Genomic DNA, 19,125 nt, shown 5'->3' on the forward strand with positions numbered 1-19,125 from the left:
CTCCCGGCTCACCGACGCGGCAGCGGGTGCCGCATCGACGCCGCGGACGATGGGGCCGTACGAGGTACCTCCCGGGCGCTCACGCACTCCTGCGCGCTCGCATCACTACCGTGAGGGACACATGCCCTGACGGGCGGCGGGGGTTGGGCCCTCGACGGCGCCAACTCGGCGTATCGCCCCCTGGGTGGTTGAGCCCGGACTCAGCCGGCAGCCGAGGCCCGGCGACGGGCCAGCGCACCGTTGGCCGCGTCCAGAATGTTCCCGAAGGTCCGCGTGATGATCGGCCGCGCCACCCGGCGCGTGAGGAAGCCGCCGATCAGGGGGACGGGGATCTCCGCACGGGTGGTCCAGCGGACCAGGGTGCCGCCCTCGACCTCCTCGAAGGTCATACGGCCGAGTTCGTGGCGGGAGGGCGGCAGGCTGCGCTCGACGACGTACTCGGTGGCGTACGGCGGGTCGTAGTGCGTGATGCGCTCGCGGAACCAGCCGATCAGCCAGAGGTGGTCGCGCACCGCGCCGACGCCGTAGGGCGCGGTCTCGCCGGGGCGGTTCAGGCGGCAGCGGACCGCCAGGGGGGAGCGCGTGTAGTTGGTGGTCGTGGTGAGCCAGTCGAAGACGTCATCGACGGGGGCGGCGACGACACGTTCGACGATCATGGTTTCCATGGCTGGTTGCCTCCTCTGTCGAGCGGGAGCACCGTCTCCGCACGGTGCAGCTTGTCCGGGTTGCGCATGCCGTAGAGGCCGGCGATCCGGCCGTCGTGGATCTCGAAAGCCACCAGCCAGTCGAGTTCGCCGTCGGTGACGAACCGCGCCGCGGGCATGCCGTTGTACGTGGCGTACTCGACCCGGGTCGCCTCGGTCGTGGTCTTGATCACGCCGAGGACGAACCGGGCGACCTCGGCGCTGCCCACGATCGGGCGGCGGGCGGCGACGACCTTTCCGCCGCCGTCGGAGATCTGCACGACATCGGGCGCCAACAGGTCCATCAGCGCCTGCACTTCGCCGGTCGACGCCGCGAACAGGAACCGCTGGACGATCTCCCGGCTCGCGCCGGAGTCGGGCTCGAAACGGCGGCGCCGCGCGTGCACGTGACGGCGCGCACGGTGGGCGATCTGGCGGACGGCGACTTCGGTCTTGCCGATCGACGCGGCGACCTCGCCGTGGGTGTAGCCGAACACGTCGTGCAGCACGAACACGGCGCGCTCGGTGGGGTTCAGGGTCTCCAGGACGAGCATCATGGCCATCGACAGCGACTCGGCGAGGATCGCGTCGTCGCTCACGCCGGGCTCGGTGCGGATCGGCTCGGGCAGCCAGGAGCCGACGTACTCCTCACGGCGCGCCTTGGCCGCACGCAGGTGGTTGAGGGACTGCCGGGTCACGATGCGGACCAGGTAGGCACGCGGGTGCTCGACGGTGGCGGGGTCGACCGCGCGCCAGCGCAGATAGCTCTCCTGCAGCACGTCCTCCGCGTCGGTGGCACTGCCCAGCATCTCGTAGGCGATGGTGAACAGCAGCGGCCGGTGCTCGGTGAAGGCGTCCTCAGCCATGACCCGTCCCCCTCACGCGTACGCGTCGGCACTTGCGCATCACACCTGCTCCTCTCGTCGGACGCTCATCGAGACACCTCACGCCGGGAAACCGTGACAGGTCGCCGGTGTGATTCGCTTCACAGCGGGTGCCCCAGGTTCACAGCGGGTCCCCCGGATGCGGCGTGGCGACATGCCGTGGCGCCATTCGGCTCGGACAAGATGCGACTTCAACGAGTCACTGCGTCATGGCGGCAGACCGGGGCATAAGGATTGCGGCGCGGCATCGACGTCCTGGGCCGCGGCAGCGGTGCCGGGCCCGCCCCGGGCGCCCCACCCCTCTCACCCCACGCCCCACCTCACACCCCGCACCCGCCCCCACCCCGCACAGGAGCCGTCGATGACCGACCACCGCGCCTTGGCCGCGGGCGCCGCGCTGTTCACCGTGAGCGCCGTGTACGCCGCACAGGCCCACGCCTGGCTCCCCGCCGTCGGCCTCGTCCACGGGGCCGGGTTCCTCGCCGCCCGGGCCCGGCGCGAGCGCGCCGCACAGCGCTGCGCCCGCGCGCTCGCGCAGCGCGCCGAACTCGTCGCGCGCCCCAGCCCGGAGCCCCCGTTCGCGCCGGCCCTGCTGAAGGAGGTCAGCCGCGGCTGGACCGAGCTCAACGCGGCGTGCTGCCTGCACGCGTGGCTGTCGAGGGGCGACGAGCACGATCCCGCGCGCTGCCGGGGGACGGCACCGGCGTCCTGAGTCGGCCACCTCGTCGGCCGCGTCAGCGACCTGGGTCGGAGCACGTCGCGCGCCACCGGGCGGCCTCGGGCCGGTAGGTCCGGGTCAGCCCAGGAATTCCGCGGTGGTCGCCACGAACCGGTCGGCGTCGTCCAGCCAGGGGAAGTGCGCAGACCCGGGCTGTACGACGCAGGTGGCGTCGGGGAACAGCGCGGCGAACTCCGCCGTGGACGCGGGCGGGCTGTTCAGGTCGAACGCTCCGGCGAGCAGCAGGACGGGGGCGGTGAGCGCGGTGAGCGCCGCACGAGTGGCTTCCGGCGTGAAGGCGCCCTCGGCCCCGAAGAGGGCGGCGGCCTCGTCGTTGGCGGGTCGGCTGTCCGCGTGGTGCCGGGCGGCCGCCTCGTCCCAACGGCCGTAGAAGAAGGGCGCGATCGCGTCCCAGTCGCCGCCCGCGCCCTGGGTGATCGCTTCCAGGGCGGCGTACGCGGCGGGGAACCACGGCTCGTCCTTGCGGGCCTGCGCCAGCGCCCGGCGCTCCTCCCCCGTGACCGCGATGCCGACGGCACGGGAGCCGGGGGCTATGAGGGCGAGCCTGCGGACGCGGGCCGGGTGGCGGGCCGCGTACTGCGTGGCGACGTTCGCGCCCGCGGAGTGACCGAGCAAGTCGATCTCGGGCAGGGCGAGGTGGGCGCGCAGCGCCTCGACGTCGTCCACGAGGTGGTCACAGCGGTACGTGGAGGTGTCGTCGGGCAGCTCGGAGCGGCCGGTGCCGCGCAGGTCGAGGACGATCAGCTTGCGGTGCGCGGACAGGCCGCCGAGGTCTCCGAGGTAGGCGGAGTCCGCGGGGCCGCCGGGGACGCAGACGAGTGGGGCGCCGACGCCGGTCTCGCGGTAGGCGAGCCGGGTCCCGTCGGGTGCGCAGAAGGTGGGCATGGCCTGGATACTGCCAGCCATAACCTGGTTATACAACCAGGTTGTAGCGAGGTGCAGGGGTGGGTGTATAACCGGGTTGTGGCACGCGAAGAGAGTGAGCGGCGAAGCCCCGGAGCACCGGCAGGAGAGCCCGGGGCAGCGGCCGGGGAGCCCACGGGAACGCTGACCGAGGAGCAGGCCGAGCGAATGCTCGCCGCCATGAACGAGGTCATCCGCGCGGGCGAGGAGATGCGCGCGCTGCGCGCCGAGATGATCAAGGTGTTCGTCCGCTTCGGCTGGACCCAGGACAGGATCGCCCGGCTCACCGGGATGAGTCAGCCCGCGGTGTCCAAGCAGGTGGCGAAGTACAAGCAGGAGGAGGCGCCGCCCCCGCAGGACCTCTCCCTGGACCAGCACGACGTCCCGTGGCTCGAAGGACGCCTGTGGGGTCTGGCGGAGGAGATCGTCGAGGTCTCGCCGGACACGGCCCACTGCGCCCGCCACGTCCACGCCGTCGCCCGGGGCAGGAAGCGCTTCACGCCGCAGCACGTCGACGAGTTGCGGCGCCTCGTCGAGGAGGACCTGAGGCGGCGCGACCCCGCGCTGCCCCGCTCCTTCCGGGACGCCTACGACAGGATCAGCCGGGGCCTCGACGTGCCCGTGCGCACGGCCGCCGCCCCGGGCCCGGCCTCCGTGCGCCGCGCCCTCGCCTGCCAGATCCAGCGCGAGCGGCTGCGCCACGGCTCCTGACGCGGTGGACGGGGCCCCCGTGGCTCGGCGGACGTACCGGCACGCGAGGCGGCGCGGACGCCCCGGTGTGCAAGTTGTGAGGACACGTCAAGTGATCAACACACCCAGGCCACCTGGGCGTAACCGGCGCTGCCTTGGATGACGGCGCCGGTGTCGCCCTCGCGGCCCGGTCCCCCACCCCCACAGGGAGAACCCTCATGCCCCACTCCACGCCGCGTACCCACACGGTCGCCGCCACCGCCGTGGCGCTGGCCGCGACAGCGACGCTGGTGGCCACCGCACCCACCGCGTCGGCGGCGGAAACCCCGCAGCTGAAGGTGCTCACGTACAACGCCTTCCTGTTCAGCAAGACGCTGTACCCGAACTGGGGCCAGGACCACCGCGCCAAGGCGATCCCGGCCGCCGGGTTCTTCCAGGGCAATGACGTCGTCGTCCTCCAGGAGGCCTTCGACAACTCCGCCTCCGACGCGCTCCAGGCGAACGCCGAGGCCGCCTATCCGCACCAGACGCCCGTCATGGGCCGGTCCAAGAGCGGCTGGGACGCCACCGGCGGCGCCTACTCCGCGACGACCCCCGAGGACGGCGGCGTGACCGTCCTCAGCAAGTGGCCGATCGTGCGCAAGGAGCAGTACGTCTACAAGGACGCCTGCGGCGGGGACTGGTACTCCAACAAGGGCTTCGTCTACACCGTCCTGGACGTGAACGGCACCAGGGTCCACGTCGTGGGCACCCACGCGCAGTCCACCGACCCCGGCTGCGCCGCGGGCCAGGCGGCCCGCACGCGCGCCGCGCAGTTCAAGGAGCTCGACGCGTTCCTCGACGCCAAGAAGATCCCGGCGAACGAACAGGTCATGGTGGCGGGCGACTTCAACGTGGACCGGCACAGCGACGAGTACGCCTCGATGCTCACCGACGCCGGACTCGCGCCCGCGGACGCCCGCACCGGCCACGCGTACTCCTTCGACACGAAGGACAACTCGATCGCCTCCGAGCGCTACCCGGACGACCCGCGCGAGGACCTCGACCACGTGCTGCACCGCGCGGGCCACGCCCGTCCCGCGAACTGGCGGAACGACGTGGTGAAGGAGACCACCACGCCCTGGACCGTGTCGAGCTGGGGCAAGGAGTACACGTACGACAACCTCTCCGACCACTACCCCGTGATCGGCCACTGAGGCGGCGCCCCGCCGGGAACGACGGCGCGGGGCAGGAACGACGACGGGGCGGGGACGGAACGCGCGGCATCCGCCCCGTCGTCGTCCCCGCCCCTGAGCCGTCGGGCCGGTGGCCTTCGGGTCAGCGCAGGTCGCTGCCGAAGAGCGCCGCGACGGACGGCGCCGCGAGGTCCTTGGGTCCGAAGGCCACGGCGTTCGTGACGGTCAGGCCCGTGGAGGTGCCGCGCAGGGACCACAGGGCGCCCGCGTCGGCGTTCTCGTGGACGGAGGAGGCGGCGAGGTCGCCGCGGCCGTCGCCGTTGACGTCGAGCAGGGCGGCGGCCGCGCCGAACCGGTCGTTCTTCTCGGCCACGCCGGGTACGCCCGCCGTGTTCTGGTGGAAGGCCTGCGCGCCGGTGCCGGTCACGCCGGAGGCGCTGCCGCGGACGAGGACGACCAAGCCCGCGTCGGTGACGCTGCCCACGTCCTCGCCGGGGACGCCGAGCGCGATGTCGGCGTAGCCGTCGCCGGTGACGTCGCCGACGGCGAGGGAGGCTCCGAAGAGGTCACCCTCCTCCTCGACGCCGGGCACGCCGGGCAGGTCCTGGTCGAACTTCTGGACGGCGTCCTTCAGGCCGTTCGCGGAGCCGTAGGCGACCGTGACCTTGTTCGCCTCGTCCTCGGTGTTGCCGGACACCACGTCGTCGTACTTGTCGCCGTTGATGTCGCCGACCGCGACGGCGCCGCGCGAGCCGGGGGCGTCGCCACGGGTGAAGCCCTTGGGGCTGCCGTAGAGGACGCTGTTGCCCCACGAGCCGTCGCCGTAGTAGTCGTTCATGGCGATGTCGGCGCGGCCGTCGCCGTTGATGTCACCGACGGCCTGGGGGACGACCGGGCCCTTGACGGAGCTGGGTCCGTCCACGCAGACGTCGGGGTTCTGGATGCAGGCCGGGCTCGGGCGCTCGTCGTCGTCATAGCTCGACCACTGCGACTTCTCCATGAAGTCGAGCGTGCCCGCGGGGGTGCCCGTGCGGGTCAGCGGGCCCTTCCAGAGCTTCGCCTTCTGGCCGACCGGGTCGTCGCCGTGGTAGGCGACTCCGGCGAACAGGGCCAGGTCGGTCTTGCCGTCGCCGTCGAAGTCGCCCGCCTGCGGGCGGAACCCGTAGGTGGCGATCTTCGTGCCGCCGGTCAGGCCGGACGCGGAGCCCCACAGGACCACCGCGCCCGCGCTGCCGGCCTGGCCGCCGGAGCCGATGACCAGGTCGGTGAAGCCGTCGCCGTCCAGGTCGCCCTTGGTGAAGGACCTGCCGAACTCCTGCTTGGTGGCGGCGGAACCGGGGACGCCGCTGGTCGAGCGGCTGATGATCTTCTTGTGGGCGGGGTCGAGGCCGTTCTTGGTGCCGTACGTCACCGCGACGTACCCGGCCTGCTTCTTGCCCGAGACGGTGGCGCCCGGAGCGCCGACCACCAGATCGGCGTACCCGTCGCCGTTGAAGTCGTCGGAGGCCTTGGCGGCGGCCTTCTTCGCGGTGGGGGCGGCGGCCTCGGCCCGATCCTGCCCGAGGGACCAGGCGGTGAACCCGCCCGTCAGCAGGAACGTGGCGATCAGAGGTGCGGTGAGTCGTACACGACGGCTTGCTCGCGACATATGGCTTCCTGGGGTTCCTTCGATCGGAGGTCAGCTGGGTGAACGCCCGGACGGTCGACTGCCCTTCGGGCGGATGCCCGGCGGAATTCACCGCTGCTTCATGTCACTTGACCCTCAACGATGGCCAATGGTTGTGCGCCGATCCTGAGGCCCCAGCTGTCCCGCACACGCTCCGGAACGCGGCCTTCAGCGCAGCGACCGGGCTTCCTCCTCGGTGACCGGCTCCCCTGCCGTCACCCCGTGCAGCACGTGGGCGAGCACTTCCGCGCCCCGCACGACGCGCGGCCCCGGCCGGTTGTAGTACGCCGGGCCGTCCAGGACCCAGACGCGCCCGTCCCGTACGGCGGGCAGCTCCGCCCAGCCCGGCAGCGCCTCCAGGAGCGCGCGTTCCCGCAGGGTGCGCTCCGGGCTGAACCCGCAGGGAAGGACGAGCACGACGTCCGGCTGGGCGGCGCGCACGGCCGCCCAGTCCATGGGCTCGGTGTGCTCGCCCGGGGCCGCGAGGAGGGGTTCGCCTCCGGCGCAGTCGATCTGTTCGGGCACCCAGTGCCCCGCGGGCCACAGTGGGTGCAGCCACTCGACGGCGACGGTACGCGGCCGGGGGCGCCCCCGGGTGAGGCGCCGCACCGTCGCGAGCCGTCGCCGCAGCTCCTCCCGGCGTGCGCGCGCGACCGCTCCGACACCGAGGAGGTCGCCGACACGGACGACGCAGTCCAGGACGTCGTCCAGGAGCCGCGGCTCCAGGCCGAGCACCCGGGGCCCGTCGCCGTCGAGGACCCGTACGGCGTCGCGCACGCTCTCGTACGACACCGCGCACACGTCGCACAGGTCCTGGGTGAGCACCACGTCCGGGGCGGCCCTCGACAGCGCCGCGACGTCGAGGGTGTACAGCGAGGAGCCGTGGTGCCGGCCGCCGCCGACGGCCTCGGAGATCTCCCGGCTGCCGAGCTCGTCCGAGGAGAACCCGGCCGCGGTGACCACGGGCACGGCCGCCACCCGCGCGGGCGGCCAGTCGCACTCGTGGGTGCGGCCCACGAGGTCGTCCATGAGGCCGAGTTCGGCGACGATGTCGGTGGCCGCGGGGAGCAAGGAGACGATGCGCATGCCCCGACGGTACGTTCAGCTGCCCCGACCGCACGTTCAGGGGCCTCCGGGCGTCCCGTCCGCCGCGTCCGCCGCCGGGCCCGTGGCCGGTGCGAACCGGACCGGCGCCTGGAAGCGGGCCTTGCGGGCGGCCCGGCGGAAGACGGTGAGCACGGCCGGTCCCGCGAGCATGACGCAGACGAAGTTCGTCACGGCCCGGCCGGTGTCCCAGCCCAGCGACGTCGCGAGGTCGAAGGCGATGTAGCGCTGCCACTGCTCGGTGAAGGGCAGCCCGGGAAGGTAGGCGATGGAGCTGTTCGGGTCGAGGGAGAAGGGCCAGAAGGACAGGTTCAGGAGGAAGCCGAAGAGATATCCGGACAGCGATCCGTACACCGCGAGCATCAGCACTTCGAGCCGTCCCGCGGCCCGTGGGAGCAGCCCGGCCAGCATGCCCACGAAGGCGCAGCCGAACATCTGGTACGGCATCCACGGTCCGACCCCGCCCGTGATGAGCGCCGACGCGAACAGCGACGTGCAGCCTAGGGTGAAGCCGAAGCCCGGCCCGTACACGCGCCCGGCGAGCACGAGGATGAAGAAGACGGTCTCGATCCCGGCCGTCCCCGCCCCCAGGGGCCGGATCGCCGCGTTCACGGCGGAGAGCACCCCGAGCATCGCGAGGGCCTTGGAGTTGATGCCGCCCTCGGCGATCTCCGAGATCACCACGCACAGCACGAGGACGAGCAGCACGCCGAAGATGAGCAGGGGCGCGTACGTCGAGCCGAAGGTGCCGGGAGCGACCACGAACGGCCAGAAGAAGGCCACGACGCCGAGGAACGCGGCCATGGCGATGACGACCCCGGCGCGGGGGGTGATCCGGATCGCGGTGGTACGGATCGCGGCGGTACCGGGCCGCGCGCGCCCCCTCACCGGTCGCCGCCCGCTTCGGCGTTCGTGCCCGCGGGCACCACCGACGCCGCGTCCCCCGTCGGCCCCGTCGGCCCCGCAGTCCCCCCGTCCGCCGCCAGTGCCGCCGACACCTGTTCCACCGTCAGATACGGCAGCGGCGCGAGCACCTTGGCCACCTGTGGCGCGAACACCGGTGAGGCGACGATGACTTCGGCGGCCGCACCGTCCGCGACGATCTCGCCCTCGGCCATCACGACGACCCGGTCGGCGGTCCGCGCGACGAACTCCACGTCGTGCGTGGACACCACGACCGCGCGCCCCTCGGCCGCCAGCTCGTCCAGGATCGCGGCGAGTTGGGCCTTGGCGCGGTAGTCGAGGCCGCGCGTCGGCTCGTCCAGGAGGACCACGCCGGGCGCGGCGGACAGCTGGATCGCGAGGACCAGGGCGAGCTTCTGGCCCTCGGACAGGTCGCGGGGGTGTGTGGCGCCGTCGATGCCGGGGGCGAGGCGGTCCAGGACGGCGCGGGCCCGCGGCCCGTCGGCCACCGCCGACTCGGTGTCCGCCTGGTCGAGTTCCTGCCGCACACTCTCCAGGTAGAGCAGGTCCGTGGGGGTCTGCGGGACGAGCCCGACGAGGCGCCGGGCCTCGACGGCGGGAACGGCGCCCGGATCGCGGGAGCCGCCCTCCTTGCCGGGCGCCGCCCCGGACGGCGCCGCCCCGAACGGAACCACCCGCACCGTCCCGTCCGTCCGTGTCCCCGACCCCTGGAGCGCCCACAGCAACGACGACTTCCCGGAGCCGTTGCGGCCCATCAGGGCGGTCGTCTCGCCGCCGCGCAGCTCCACGTCGGCCGCACGGACGGCGGGCAGGGCCTGGCCCCGGTAGCGGACGCTGACGCCCCGCGCGTCGAGGAGCCGGGGCTGGCCGGCCGCGGGAGCCGGGGGCCTGGCGGCGGGGACGGGCGCCCCGGCGAGGCGGGTGCGCAGCGGTGCGGCGGCGCGGCGGGCGTCGCGGACCGACAGGGGCAGCGGCGTCCAGTCGGCGCGGCGGCCGAGTTCCACCACCGGCGGGGCGATGGTGGTGGTGCGGAAGATGTCGGCGGGCGGCCCGGAGACCACCCGGCCGTCGCCCGGCAGGTGCAGGACGCGGTCGGCGTACTGCACGACCCGCTCCAGGCGGTGCTCGGCGAGCAGGACGGTGACCCCGAGGTCGTGCACGAGCCGGGTGATCGCCGCGAGGACCTCCTCGGCGGCCGTCGGGTCCAGGGCGGAGGTGGGCTCGTCCAGGACCAGGACGCGCGGGTGGGCGGTCAGGACGGAGCCGATCGCGACGCGCTGCTGCTGGCCGCCGGACAGCTCGTGCAGGGCGCGGTGGCGCAGGTCGGCGAGGCCGAGCAGGTCCAGGGTCTCCTCGACGCGCTTGCGCATGGTGGCGGGCGGCACCGCCAGCTGCTCCATGGCGTAGGCGAGTTCCTCCTCCACGGTGTCCGTGACGAAGCCGTCGAGGGGGTCCTGGCCCACCACGCCGACGACGTCGGCGAGTTCCCTGGGCGGGTGCCCCGCGGTGTCGCGGCCGTCCACGGTGACCGTCCCGTACAGGGTGCCGCCGGTGAAGTGCGGGACCAGTCCGTTGACCGCGCCGAGGAGGGTGGACTTGCCGACGCCGGTGTGGCCGACGACGAGGCAGAGTTCGCCCTCCTCCACGGTGAGGTCGACGTCGCGCAGGACGGGGTCGACGGTGTCGTCGTACTGGACGCTGACGTGGTCGAAGGTGATCACTTGGCGGTGGCTTTCTCGGATCGCCGGGCCGACGTGCGCGGGGCGGCCTGCGGGGCGGGGGTGGGCAGCGGCGGGGGCGCGAGGAATCCGGCGGCGCCCGCGAGCAGGATCGCCGCCGCCGGGACCAGCGGCAGCGTGGGCCAGCTCAACGGGTAGAGGGACGGGTTGAGTTCGGCCGCGTCGAAGCCCACGTTGGTGAACAGGAGCACGGCGGAGAGCACCCCGCAGGCGGCGACGGCCCACTCTTCGAACCGCCACGGGTCGGGCCGGTAGGCGGTCCGGGTGACGCGCCGCCCGCCGAGCCGCAGCCCCGCCACGCACAGCACCGCCCCGGCCGCGAGCGCGGGCAGCCCGAGGAACGCGGGCGTGGAGGCGTCGAGCAGTCCGTAGGCGCCGGCGCACAGGCCGCACATGCCGAGCAGCATCAGCGCCCCGGTCAGCCGCCGGGATGCCTTCGTGGCGCTGCCCGCCCTGCCGTAGCCGCGCGAGTCCATGGCGGCCGCCAGGCGCAGCGAACGCTCCAGGGCGTCCTCCAGGACGGGCACGACGATGCCGCGCAGGGCCCGCAGCCCCTTGGTGCGGCCCGCGCGCAGGCGCCGGGCGCGGTGCACGCGCTGCACGCTCTGCACGAGTTGCGGGGCGACGCTGATCGACACGGTGACGGCGACGCCGAGTTCGTACAGCGCGCCGGGCAGGACGCGCAGCGCCCGCTTGGGGTTGGCGAGGGTGTTCGCGGCGCCCACACAGCACAGCATGCAGGCGAGCCGGAGCCCGTCGATGGCGGCCGAGAGCACGGCCTCCAGGGAGACGGGCCCGCCGAGCTGGATGCCCGCGTACCAGTCGGGCGTGGGGATGTGCGGCAGGGAGAACAGGAAGTGGTCGTGGGGCGTGATGCCGGTGGCGAAGACGGCCCGGAACACGACGCGGATCGCGACGACGGTGAGCGCCAGGTACAGGTAGTACTTGAAGCCGCGCGCCCACGGCGCCTCGGTGCGGCGCATGCCGATCACGTAGCCGAGGACGGCGAGGACGAGGAACAGCAGCAGCGGGTTGTTGGTGCGGCTCACGGCGGTGGCGAGCGCGAGCGCCCACACCCACCAGGCCAGCGGGTGCAGGGTGCGCGGCAGCCGACGCTCGTCCGCGCCCGGCAGGACACCGGGCGCGGGCGGACGTGCGGTGGCGGTACGGAGGCGCACTCCTACTCCGTACGACGGCGACGCTTGGCCGCGTACGCGCCCGCGCCGCCGACCAGCAGCACCAGGGCGCCGGTGAGGGCGGCCGGTACGTACGAGCCCGCGTCGTGGTCGGCGTCGGCGGCCGGGGCGGCGTCGACGACCTCGGCGGACGGGCTCGGCGCGGCCTTCGCCTCACCGGAACCCGCCGACGGCGAGGGCTTCTCGGTGGCGGAGGGCGAAGGCGACTTGTCACGCCCCGACTTCGCCTCTTCCTTCTCCTTCTTGCCCTTCTCGCCCTGCTCGTCCTTTTTGGGCTTCTTGGGCTTCGGAGCGGGCTTCTCCGTCACGGGCCGCTCGGGGGCGGGGCCGGTGTCGACGCCGGGCGGCAGCGGCTTCGCGGTCTTCGTCTGGTGCGGGGCGGGAGCCTTGCCGCCGACGGGTCGGGTGTTGCGGGCACGCAGCTGGTTCGGGCTGACCGTCGGGCGGCCCTTGGTCCCCTCGATGTTGGTGCCGCCGAAGATCCACAGGTCGACGCTGCCCGGCTTGGGCTTGTAGAGCATGGCGCCGAGCTGGCTGTACTCCCAGGTGTTCTCGCCCGGATCGGCGTGCCAGTACGACCAGTAGGCGGTGGCGGGCGGGGTGAGGACGCAGTCGTCCTGCGCGGGCGTGGGGAACTGCTTGCCGCCCTTGTAGCCGCTGTAGCCGATGCGGCAGATGAACGCGGGGCCGTCGTGGCCGGTGCCGGTGGTGCGCCAGCCACCCTGGTTGAGCAGTTCGTAGCCGGTGGTCGGCGTGGTGCCGCAGGACCGCAGGATCGGTCCGCCCCAGTCGCTGAAGTCGACGGCGAGCACCGCCCCGGACGTCGTGGTGCACTGCCCGATGGGCCGGGGCGCGGCGGCGGCCTGCCCGGCGGTGGCGGCGAGCGCGCCCCCGGTCAGGGCGAGGGCGGCGGCCGCGCTCAGGGCGGTGCGCAGGAGGCGGCGGATCACCGGCTGCCTCCCGCGAGTCCGCCGCGACGGCGGGCGACGACGAGGGTGCGCCAGCCCGCGAGGCACAGAACGACGGCTGCCAGGGCGAGTCCCGTCACCTGGGCACCGGTCGAGGCGAGCGGGCCGGTCGGGCTGTCCCCGGCTGTGCCGTCGCCCGGGCCGCCGCCGGGGGTGACGATGTCGGTGTCGCCGCTCCCACCGTCGCCGGGTGCCTGCGACGGGTCGTCCGACGACGAGCCGGGAGGCTGCGGCCGGGTGCCGTCCAGGTCGCGTACGAGCGTGCCGAAGGAGGTGCCGATGGCGCCGCCGAGCGCCTGCGTCGAGGCCCGGACGTCCGAGCCGCGCTGCCCGCCTGCCGCCACGTTGAAGCCGCCGTCCCGGTTCTGCTGCCTGGCCAGGAACTTGCGGGCCTTCTTGATCTGCGCCTTGTACTTCGGGGCGTCCAGGGACAGGCCCTGGACCGCGAGGGCCGCGGAGTTGACGGAGTCACCGGACGCGCCCGGGAACCCGCCGCTGCGCAGCTGCTTGGACGCGATCCACTTCAGGGCTTTGGTGACGGCCTTCTCGGAACGGGTGTCACCGGCCAGGTCCAGGGCCATCGCGGCCATCGCGGTGGAGTCCACCTCGGAGTCACCGGTCGGCGGAATGAGGCTCGGCCAGGCGCCGGAGGACTTCTGCAGGCTCCGCAGGTATGTGAGCGGGGCCGCCGCCGCGCGCTTCTCGCCCGCGCGCAGCTGCGCGATGACGGCGAGGGACTGCGAGAACACCGAAGGGGCGTACCGGTAGGCGCCCTTGGCCGCGCAGCTGCGGTCCGCGCCCTGGCTCTTCTTCTTGCACACGGCCTTGCCGAGCGCCGCGATCAGGTCGTGCCCGGAGAAGTCGCGCGGGTCGCGGCCGACGGCCTGGGCGAGCACCGCGACCTTGCCGATGGAGCCCCCGGCCGCGTGCGACGTGCCCACGCCCGTCCAGTCGTTGACGGTGCGCCGCCCTGAGCTGGCGTCCTTGCCCTCGCCGTCGAGGAAGTCGACGATCCCGCGCAGCTTGTTGTTGTTCGTGCCCGTGGCGGCCAGCGCGTAGGCGCCGTCGATGGTCAGGCCGTAGTCGGCGAAGCCGGTCCCGGCGACGTTCTCGTAGTAGTGGCCCTTCTTCAGCCGGGAGCCCGCCGTGAGGTAGGCGGTGCCCTTCTTCAGATCGGGGCCCTCGCCCGCGCGCCACGGCGGTTTCACGCCGGAGGTCGGCGGCTTCACCGGGTCGGGACGTGGAGGACCCGTGGGGTCGACGGGTGGCTTCGTCGGGTCGACGGGCGGCTTGGTCTGGTCGGGGCGCTTGGTGGTGAGCGCGGCCAGGCTGGTGCGGGCGCCCGCGAACGCGGCGGCCCAGGTCGGGAAGATCGCCGGGTCGGTGGCGCCCTCGTCGGACCCGAAGCCGCCGGACTTGGTCTGCTGCCGCGACAGCCAGGACACGGCGGCGTCCGCGCGCACGGTGTCGCCGAGGAGCCGCATCGCCTGGGCGGACCTGGCGGTGGCGGTGACGTCCCCGGTGGTCACGCCGGGGTAGGCGGCGACGGCGCCGGTGGGGAGCTGGGCGCCGCGCAGGTTCTTGCGGGCCTTCGCCACGGCGTCGGCGTGGCCGCCCGCCTGCTGGAGAGCGAGAGTCGCGTACGGGGTCGTGGCGGGGTCGCTGTAGGAGCAGGTGTCGCCGTCCCGCATCAGCGTCGGGCTGAAGCCGCCGTCCTTGCACTGGTGGGCGGCGACGCGGGCGACGGCGTCGGCGGGGATCTTCCGGCCCGCGCGGTGCAGCGCGAGCACGGCGAGTGCCTGGGTCTCCACGTCGCCGACGGCCGGGAAGTCGCCCTTGGCGACGCAGTCGGCGGTGCCGCCCGTGGTGCACACGCTTCGGCCGAGGTCACCGGCGAGGTTGTGGCCGCCGAAGGAGTGCGGGTCGCCCTCGGTGCTCTCGGCGAGGAGCGCGAGCAGGGCCGCGCCCAGCGGGCTCGGGGCCTTGTCCGTGCCCTGCGGGTAGGCGAACTCCTCGGTGCGCGCGGCGAGGTAGGACTTCATCCGGTCGAGGGTGGCGCTGCGGCCGCCGGTGGCCGCGAGGGCGAGGGCGGTGTGCGCCGTCTGGTAGAGGTTGGCGTTCTCGGCGCCCTCGTCGCGGACGTGGTCGCCGTCGGAGAGCCGGCCCCTCAGCCAGGCGTCCGCGCCCTTCAGGTCGACCTTGCCGGGCTTGACGTCCGGCGGGTTGTCCCCGGGGTCGGTCTGGCCGCCCGCGCGCACCTGGGCGGGGGTGAACGTGGGGCCGCCGCTGGTGCCGTCGGGGTCGGTGGCGCCGAACACCCAGGCCTCGACGGAGCCGTTCTTCGGCTTCTGGCTCATCGCGCCGAGGGGGCTGTAGGTCCAGTAGTCCTGCCCCGGCGGGGCGATCCAGTACGACCAGTAGGCGGTGGCGGGCGGAGTGAGCTTGCACTTCTCCTGGGTCGGAGTCGGGTACTGCTTGCCGGAGTTGAACTTCTTGTGCCCGAGGCGGCAGATGAACGCGGGGCCGTCGTGCTCGGTGCCCTCGGTGCTGAACCCGGCCTCGTGCAGCAGGTCGTAGCCCGTCGTCGGCGTGGCGTCGCAGCCGCGCACCACGCCGCCGCCCCAGTCGGCGAAGTCCACCGCGACGACCGCGCCCTTGGTGCGGGTGCAGGAGCTCATCGGATCGGCCGCGGCGGGAGTGGCCGGGCCGAGCAGCAGGACGCCGCCGCCCAGCGCCGTCGCGGCCGCGCAGAGCAGCGCGATACCTCTCGTGCGTATGCTCCGGACCCGTCCGGTTCCCTGCCCCACCGCTGCCCCCTGGGCGTCAGCCGCGGCGGGCGTCCGCGTGGTGGCAGGCCCGGGGCCGGGGCCCGCGTGGAGAAACCGTCCGTACCACGCCGTAGTCCGCGACGGCGTCGATCGCTTGCCCTCAGTCCAGGTAATCCGGCTCGCCCGCCGGGCACTTGAGGTGCTCGGCGAACCTACGGTTGCGGGTCAGCGCCGGACTTCGACCGGCTTCCCCTGATGACTGAGCTTGGAATCGGCCGAATTAGAGCACAGTTGCGAATGTGGTGGCAAGGGGGTGTGCGGGTTGTGTGTGCTTCGAGTACCGTCCTGTGCTGCCGATCGGGGGAATCTGGTGCGAACCCAGAGCTGACGCGCAGCGGTGTGGACCGGCAGGGAGCCGGGCCGAGCCCGAATGCCCGAACGGTCAAGCGTCAATGGACGTCGACCCCACGCGCTCGGGCGACGGCCGCGTGTCGTCCGGCTCGGGTCCGCGCACAGGGGACCGGCCGCGGGGTACGTGAGGCCGCCGCCCCCTCATCCCGGGAGCCCCCGACATGACCTCGCCCCGTGCCGCCCGCCGCACCCTGCTCGCCGTGCCCACCGCCCTAGGCGCGGTGGGCGCCCTCGTCCTGACCGCGCTTCCCGCGGCCGCCACCGCCACGCCCGGCCAGATAGCCACGTCCAGGACGAACGGCGTGAGCTATCTCAGATCCCTGCAGGGCGCCGACGGTTCGTACGCGGGCGCGGGCCTGTCCAACGAGTGGGCGTTCTCCGCGTTCGCCTCGGCGGGCACGGCGGCCGCCGACGTCAGCCCCGGCGGCGACACCTCCAAGAACGCCCGCACCGTCTACCGCGCCCACCTGGCGGCGCCGGGCTGGCCGGGCACCTCGCCGGTCGTCACCGACTACGAACGCGGCATCATCAACGCCTACTCCGCGGGCATCGACCCGGCCCGCGTGTCGGCGAGCCGCAACCTGGTCGCGGACACCTACGCGCACTGGCAGCACTCCGCACCCGGCTACTGGGGTTCGCCGTCCAACTTCAACGGCACGGTCTTCGCGCTGATCTCGCTCGGCGGCGCCAAGACCCGGTCCGGCGCCCAGCGGGTGCCGCAGGCCCTGCTGGACCGGTCCGTGGCCACGGTCCGCGCCAACCAGCACAACGACGGCGGCTGGGACTTCAGCAGGGCCGAGGGCGACCCCGACGCGCTCGCCAAGCCCGGTGACATCGACATGACCGGCGCCGCGATGGCCTCCCTGTGCGTGTCCGGGGTGCCCGCGAGCGACCCCGCCATCACCAAGGCACGGGCCTTCCTGAAGTCGAAGCTCATCAACAACTCCGGTGCCTTCGCCGCCATGTTCGGCGCCAACACCGACTCCAACGGCTGGGCCGTCTCGGGCCTCAACGCCTGCGGCATCAACCCGCAGACCGGCGACTTCCTCACGCCCGCGGGCAAGACCCCGGTGGACTTCCTCATCGCCCAGCAGTTCAAGCCGGGCGGCGGCTTCAAGTACCAGCCGACCGACACCACGCCGTCCGCGTACGCCTCCATCGACGGTCTGCGGGCCGTGGCCGGGGGCGGCTTCATCGCGGCACCGCCGACCCCGACGACGGCGGGCGCGTCCCGTTGGGCCGCCACCGCCGACTTCACGCCGGGCACCGCGACCAGCCTCGCGCTGACCGTCGACGACGGCACCTCGCTGAAGGTCTGCTCCGTCGCCTTCACCCCGACCGCGAAGACCACCACGCTCGGCGCCGTCCTGGACGCCGCGTCCTCCTCGGCCACCCCGGCCGGCTGCGTCACGTCCGTCACGCCGGGCAGCGGCACCGGCACGATCACGGCCCTCAACGGCAAGGCCAACAGCGGCGGTTCGACGTGGAAGGCGAGCGTCGACGGCGCCGGCGCCTCGACCGCCACGCGGAACAAGGAGATCAAGCTCGGCGACACGATCTCGCTGCGCTACGGCAGCTGACGCACCGCGGTACGGCACTCGGCCTACCCCTTGCGCCGCAGCACCGCCCGCAGGTGGTGCTGCAGCGGCAGGCCGACGGCCGCGAGGTCGTGGACGAACGTGAGCGTGTCGTCGGCCAGGGTGTAGCGGCGGCGGGTGGCGTCGACCTCCTTGGCGGTGGGGGTGCGGGCCACCTCGTGGGTGCTGAGGTCGACGGCGCCTTCGGCCGCGTGGCCCACCGCGATCTCCGCGATGCCCGTCGGCTGGGTGATCAGCGCCTCCACCCTGCCGTCGGGCTGCAGCCGCCACCAGCCGCTCTCCCGCGCCGAGGGGCGCAGCGGGGCGTCATCGGCGTCGAGGAGCCAGGCCCGGGCCTCGTAATGCAGGAAGGGGCGGCCGTCGTGGCTGAAGGTGACTTCCTGCGCGTACGTGAAGTCGGCGGTCAGCGTCGGGTAGGTGCCCCGGCCCCGGCCGTGCCAGGTGCCGAGGAGCCCGAGCACCGGCGCGAGCTGCGCGTGCGGCGCGGGAGCGAGGTCGGGCCGCAGGCCGTCGGGGTAGGGGTTCTCCGGTACGGCGTCGAACACGGTACGCGCTCCTGGTGTCGGTGTCGGGCTTGACCGGTCGAAGCCTAGGGCCTGCCCGGTGGGCCCGCGTGGAGTCGCCGCCCCGCCCCTCGACCGCGCCCTGGAACACCGTCGTCGGACGAACCCCGCAAGACCGCCGCCTGCCCGCGCGTGCGCCCCGCCTCCGATTCCCCACCGTCCGCCGACAAGGCCCGCACCGACGCGATGAACGCGCCCCGCTCCTCGTCGTATCCGGTGCGCGGCCGCAGCCAGCGGTCCTCGGCGACGAGGTGGTCCCAGGACACGGGGTTGCCCGCGACGGCGAGCAGCCGCCGCAGGTCGTCCTCCGTGAGGACGCCGCTCTCCACCGGCGCGCCGTCGTCCGCCAGGACTCCGCTCTCCCTGATCAGGTACTCCAGGAAGCCCAGGTCGTCGGGGCGGTCGCCTTCGTCCCTGTCGGCCCACTTCTCCAGCACGTCGTGGGCGACGAAGGCACAGCCGTGCGCCTCGTCCTCGCACCACTCGGCGTTGCCCGGACACCACCGTCGTTCCAGGGCGCGCAGCGCGGACCGCACCACGGCCCGCCGGGCGGCGTACCGCTCCATGCGCGCGCACCGCTCCCGCACCGCCTCCGCGTGCCGCACGACGCACTCGGGACCGAGCACCCGCAGCCCCGAACACGCCTCCGTCAGGGCCTCGCTCCTGGACCGCAGCACCTCCTCACGGGACCGCGCGTCGATCTCCCCGAGCCGCCACACCACGTCGGTGAACGCGTCCGACGCGCGCAGGAACACCGTCCACGCCTCGCACCGCTGCGCTTCGAGCCGCAACTGCCGCTCCACGGCCGCCTGCGAGCGGAGCGACTCCAGGGCGACCCTCCGTCCGAACACCGTCTGCCAGCGCGCCACCATGACAGCGGCGAGCGCCGCCGCCCCCGAGAAGGCCGCTCCCAACGCAGTGAGAGCCGTGTGCACATCCTGTACGCCCATCCCGCGCAGCATGCCGTCCCTCGATCCCTCGCCCGGGCATATGACTGCAACAGCACGCACCTTGAACCCATCCCGGTACAACCGTGTCGACCGGTGTCCGAGACCGACCGGAGGCGCAAGCCCGCCACCCCCTCCCCCGGCGCCGACCGCGACGCCGCAGGGCC

At 73.6% G+C, this 19,125-nt stretch carries 16 protein-coding genes and 1 riboswitch; of the genes, 4 read left to right on the top strand and 12 right to left on the bottom strand.

Annotated features, from left to right (window positions below):
- Positions 1-200: 200 nt before the first annotated feature.
- A complete protein-coding gene (locus tag QUY26_RS03180) occupies positions 201-665 on the bottom strand; it encodes an SRPBCC family protein (RefSeq protein ID WP_289943565.1) in 465 nt (154 codons plus the stop codon).
- Entirely contained in the window at positions 653-1,549 is an 897-nt protein-coding gene (locus QUY26_RS03185) for an RNA polymerase sigma-70 factor (RefSeq protein WP_289943566.1), read from the bottom strand. The genes QUY26_RS03180 and QUY26_RS03185 overlap by 13 nt, the downstream gene beginning before the upstream one ends.
- A gap of 379 nt (positions 1,550-1,928) precedes the next feature.
- Between QUY26_RS03185 and QUY26_RS03190 the strand changes: the two genes are divergently transcribed.
- Positions 1,929-2,279, top strand: coding sequence for a hypothetical protein (locus QUY26_RS03190; RefSeq protein ID WP_289943567.1), 351 nt, complete (start codon positions 1,929-1,931; stop codon positions 2,277-2,279).
- 84 nt (positions 2,280-2,363) lie between these two features.
- Here QUY26_RS03190 and QUY26_RS03195 read toward each other — a convergent pair whose 3' ends face one another.
- A complete protein-coding gene (locus QUY26_RS03195) occupies positions 2,364-3,191 on the bottom strand; it encodes an alpha/beta fold hydrolase (protein WP_289955433.1) in 828 nt (275 codons plus the stop codon).
- A gap of 198 nt (positions 3,192-3,389) precedes the next feature.
- Between QUY26_RS03195 and QUY26_RS03200 the strand changes: the two genes are divergently transcribed.
- Both QUY26_RS03200 and sph read left to right on the top strand, forming a co-directional pair.
- On the top strand, positions 3,390-3,920 hold the full coding sequence (locus QUY26_RS03200) for a sigma-70 family RNA polymerase sigma factor (protein WP_289943568.1): 531 nt from the start codon (positions 3,390-3,392) through the stop codon (positions 3,918-3,920).
- A 197-nt stretch (positions 3,921-4,117) separates the two neighbouring features.
- Positions 4,118-5,095, top strand: a complete 978-nt coding sequence (sph, locus tag QUY26_RS03205; protein ID WP_289943569.1) for a sphingomyelin phosphodiesterase — start codon at positions 4,118-4,120, stop codon at positions 5,093-5,095.
- A gap of 121 nt (positions 5,096-5,216) precedes the next feature.
- Here sph and QUY26_RS03210 read toward each other — a convergent pair whose 3' ends face one another.
- From QUY26_RS03210 to QUY26_RS03240, 7 genes are all read right to left on the bottom strand, one after another.
- A complete protein-coding gene (locus QUY26_RS03210; protein ID WP_289943570.1) occupies positions 5,217-6,722 on the bottom strand; it encodes an FG-GAP-like repeat-containing protein in 1,506 nt (501 codons plus the stop codon).
- A gap of 186 nt (positions 6,723-6,908) precedes the next feature.
- The gene (locus QUY26_RS03215; protein ID WP_289943571.1) at positions 6,909-7,826 is read right to left on the bottom strand and encodes an ABC transporter substrate-binding protein; all 918 of its coding nucleotides are present in this window, start codon (positions 7,824-7,826) and stop codon (positions 6,909-6,911) included.
- Between the two features lie 36 nt (positions 7,827-7,862).
- Positions 7,863-8,648 (bottom strand): ECF transporter S component, encoded by a 786-nt coding sequence (locus QUY26_RS03220; protein ID WP_289955435.1) that lies wholly within the window; start codon positions 8,646-8,648, stop codon positions 7,863-7,865.
- A gap of 80 nt (positions 8,649-8,728) precedes the next feature.
- The gene (locus QUY26_RS03225; protein WP_289943572.1) at positions 8,729-10,489 is read right to left on the bottom strand and encodes an ABC transporter ATP-binding protein; all 1,761 of its coding nucleotides are present in this window, start codon (positions 10,487-10,489) and stop codon (positions 8,729-8,731) included.
- Entirely contained in the window at positions 10,486-11,685 is a 1,200-nt protein-coding gene (locus QUY26_RS03230) for an energy-coupling factor transporter transmembrane component T (RefSeq protein ID WP_436840255.1), read from the bottom strand. Before QUY26_RS03230 ends, QUY26_RS03225 begins: the two co-directional genes overlap by 4 nt.
- 2 nt (positions 11,686-11,687) lie before the next feature.
- Entirely contained in the window at positions 11,688-12,653 is a 966-nt protein-coding gene (locus tag QUY26_RS03235) for a hypothetical protein (protein ID WP_289943573.1), read from the bottom strand.
- Positions 12,650-15,478, bottom strand: coding sequence for a prenyltransferase/squalene oxidase repeat-containing protein (locus tag QUY26_RS03240; RefSeq protein WP_436840256.1), 2,829 nt, complete (start codon positions 15,476-15,478; stop codon positions 12,650-12,652). The genes QUY26_RS03235 and QUY26_RS03240 overlap by 4 nt, the downstream gene beginning before the upstream one ends.
- A 321-nt stretch (positions 15,479-15,799) precedes the next feature.
- Positions 15,800-15,875: riboswitch (cobalamin riboswitch) on the top strand.
- A 136-nt stretch (positions 15,876-16,011) separates the two neighbouring features.
- Here QUY26_RS03240 and QUY26_RS03245 point away from each other — a divergent pair.
- Positions 16,012-17,430, top strand: coding sequence for a hypothetical protein (locus tag QUY26_RS03245; protein ID WP_289943574.1), 1,419 nt, complete (start codon positions 16,012-16,014; stop codon positions 17,428-17,430).
- A 23-nt stretch (positions 17,431-17,453) separates the two neighbouring features.
- On the opposite strand, the gene QUY26_RS03250 is transcribed toward QUY26_RS03245, so the two are convergent.
- Together QUY26_RS03250 and QUY26_RS03255 are read right to left on the bottom strand one after the other, a co-directional pair.
- Positions 17,454-17,993 (bottom strand): FABP family protein, encoded by a 540-nt coding sequence (locus QUY26_RS03250; protein ID WP_289943575.1) that lies wholly within the window; start codon positions 17,991-17,993, stop codon positions 17,454-17,456.
- A gap of 44 nt (positions 17,994-18,037) precedes the next feature.
- On the bottom strand, positions 18,038-18,961 hold the full coding sequence (locus QUY26_RS03255; protein WP_289943576.1) for a hypothetical protein: 924 nt from the start codon (positions 18,959-18,961) through the stop codon (positions 18,038-18,040).
- Positions 18,962-19,125: the final 164 nt, after the last annotated feature.

The organism is Streptomyces flavofungini, from assembly GCF_030388665.1.
Lineage (GTDB): Bacteria > Actinomycetota > Actinomycetes > Streptomycetales > Streptomycetaceae > Streptomyces > Streptomyces flavofungini_A.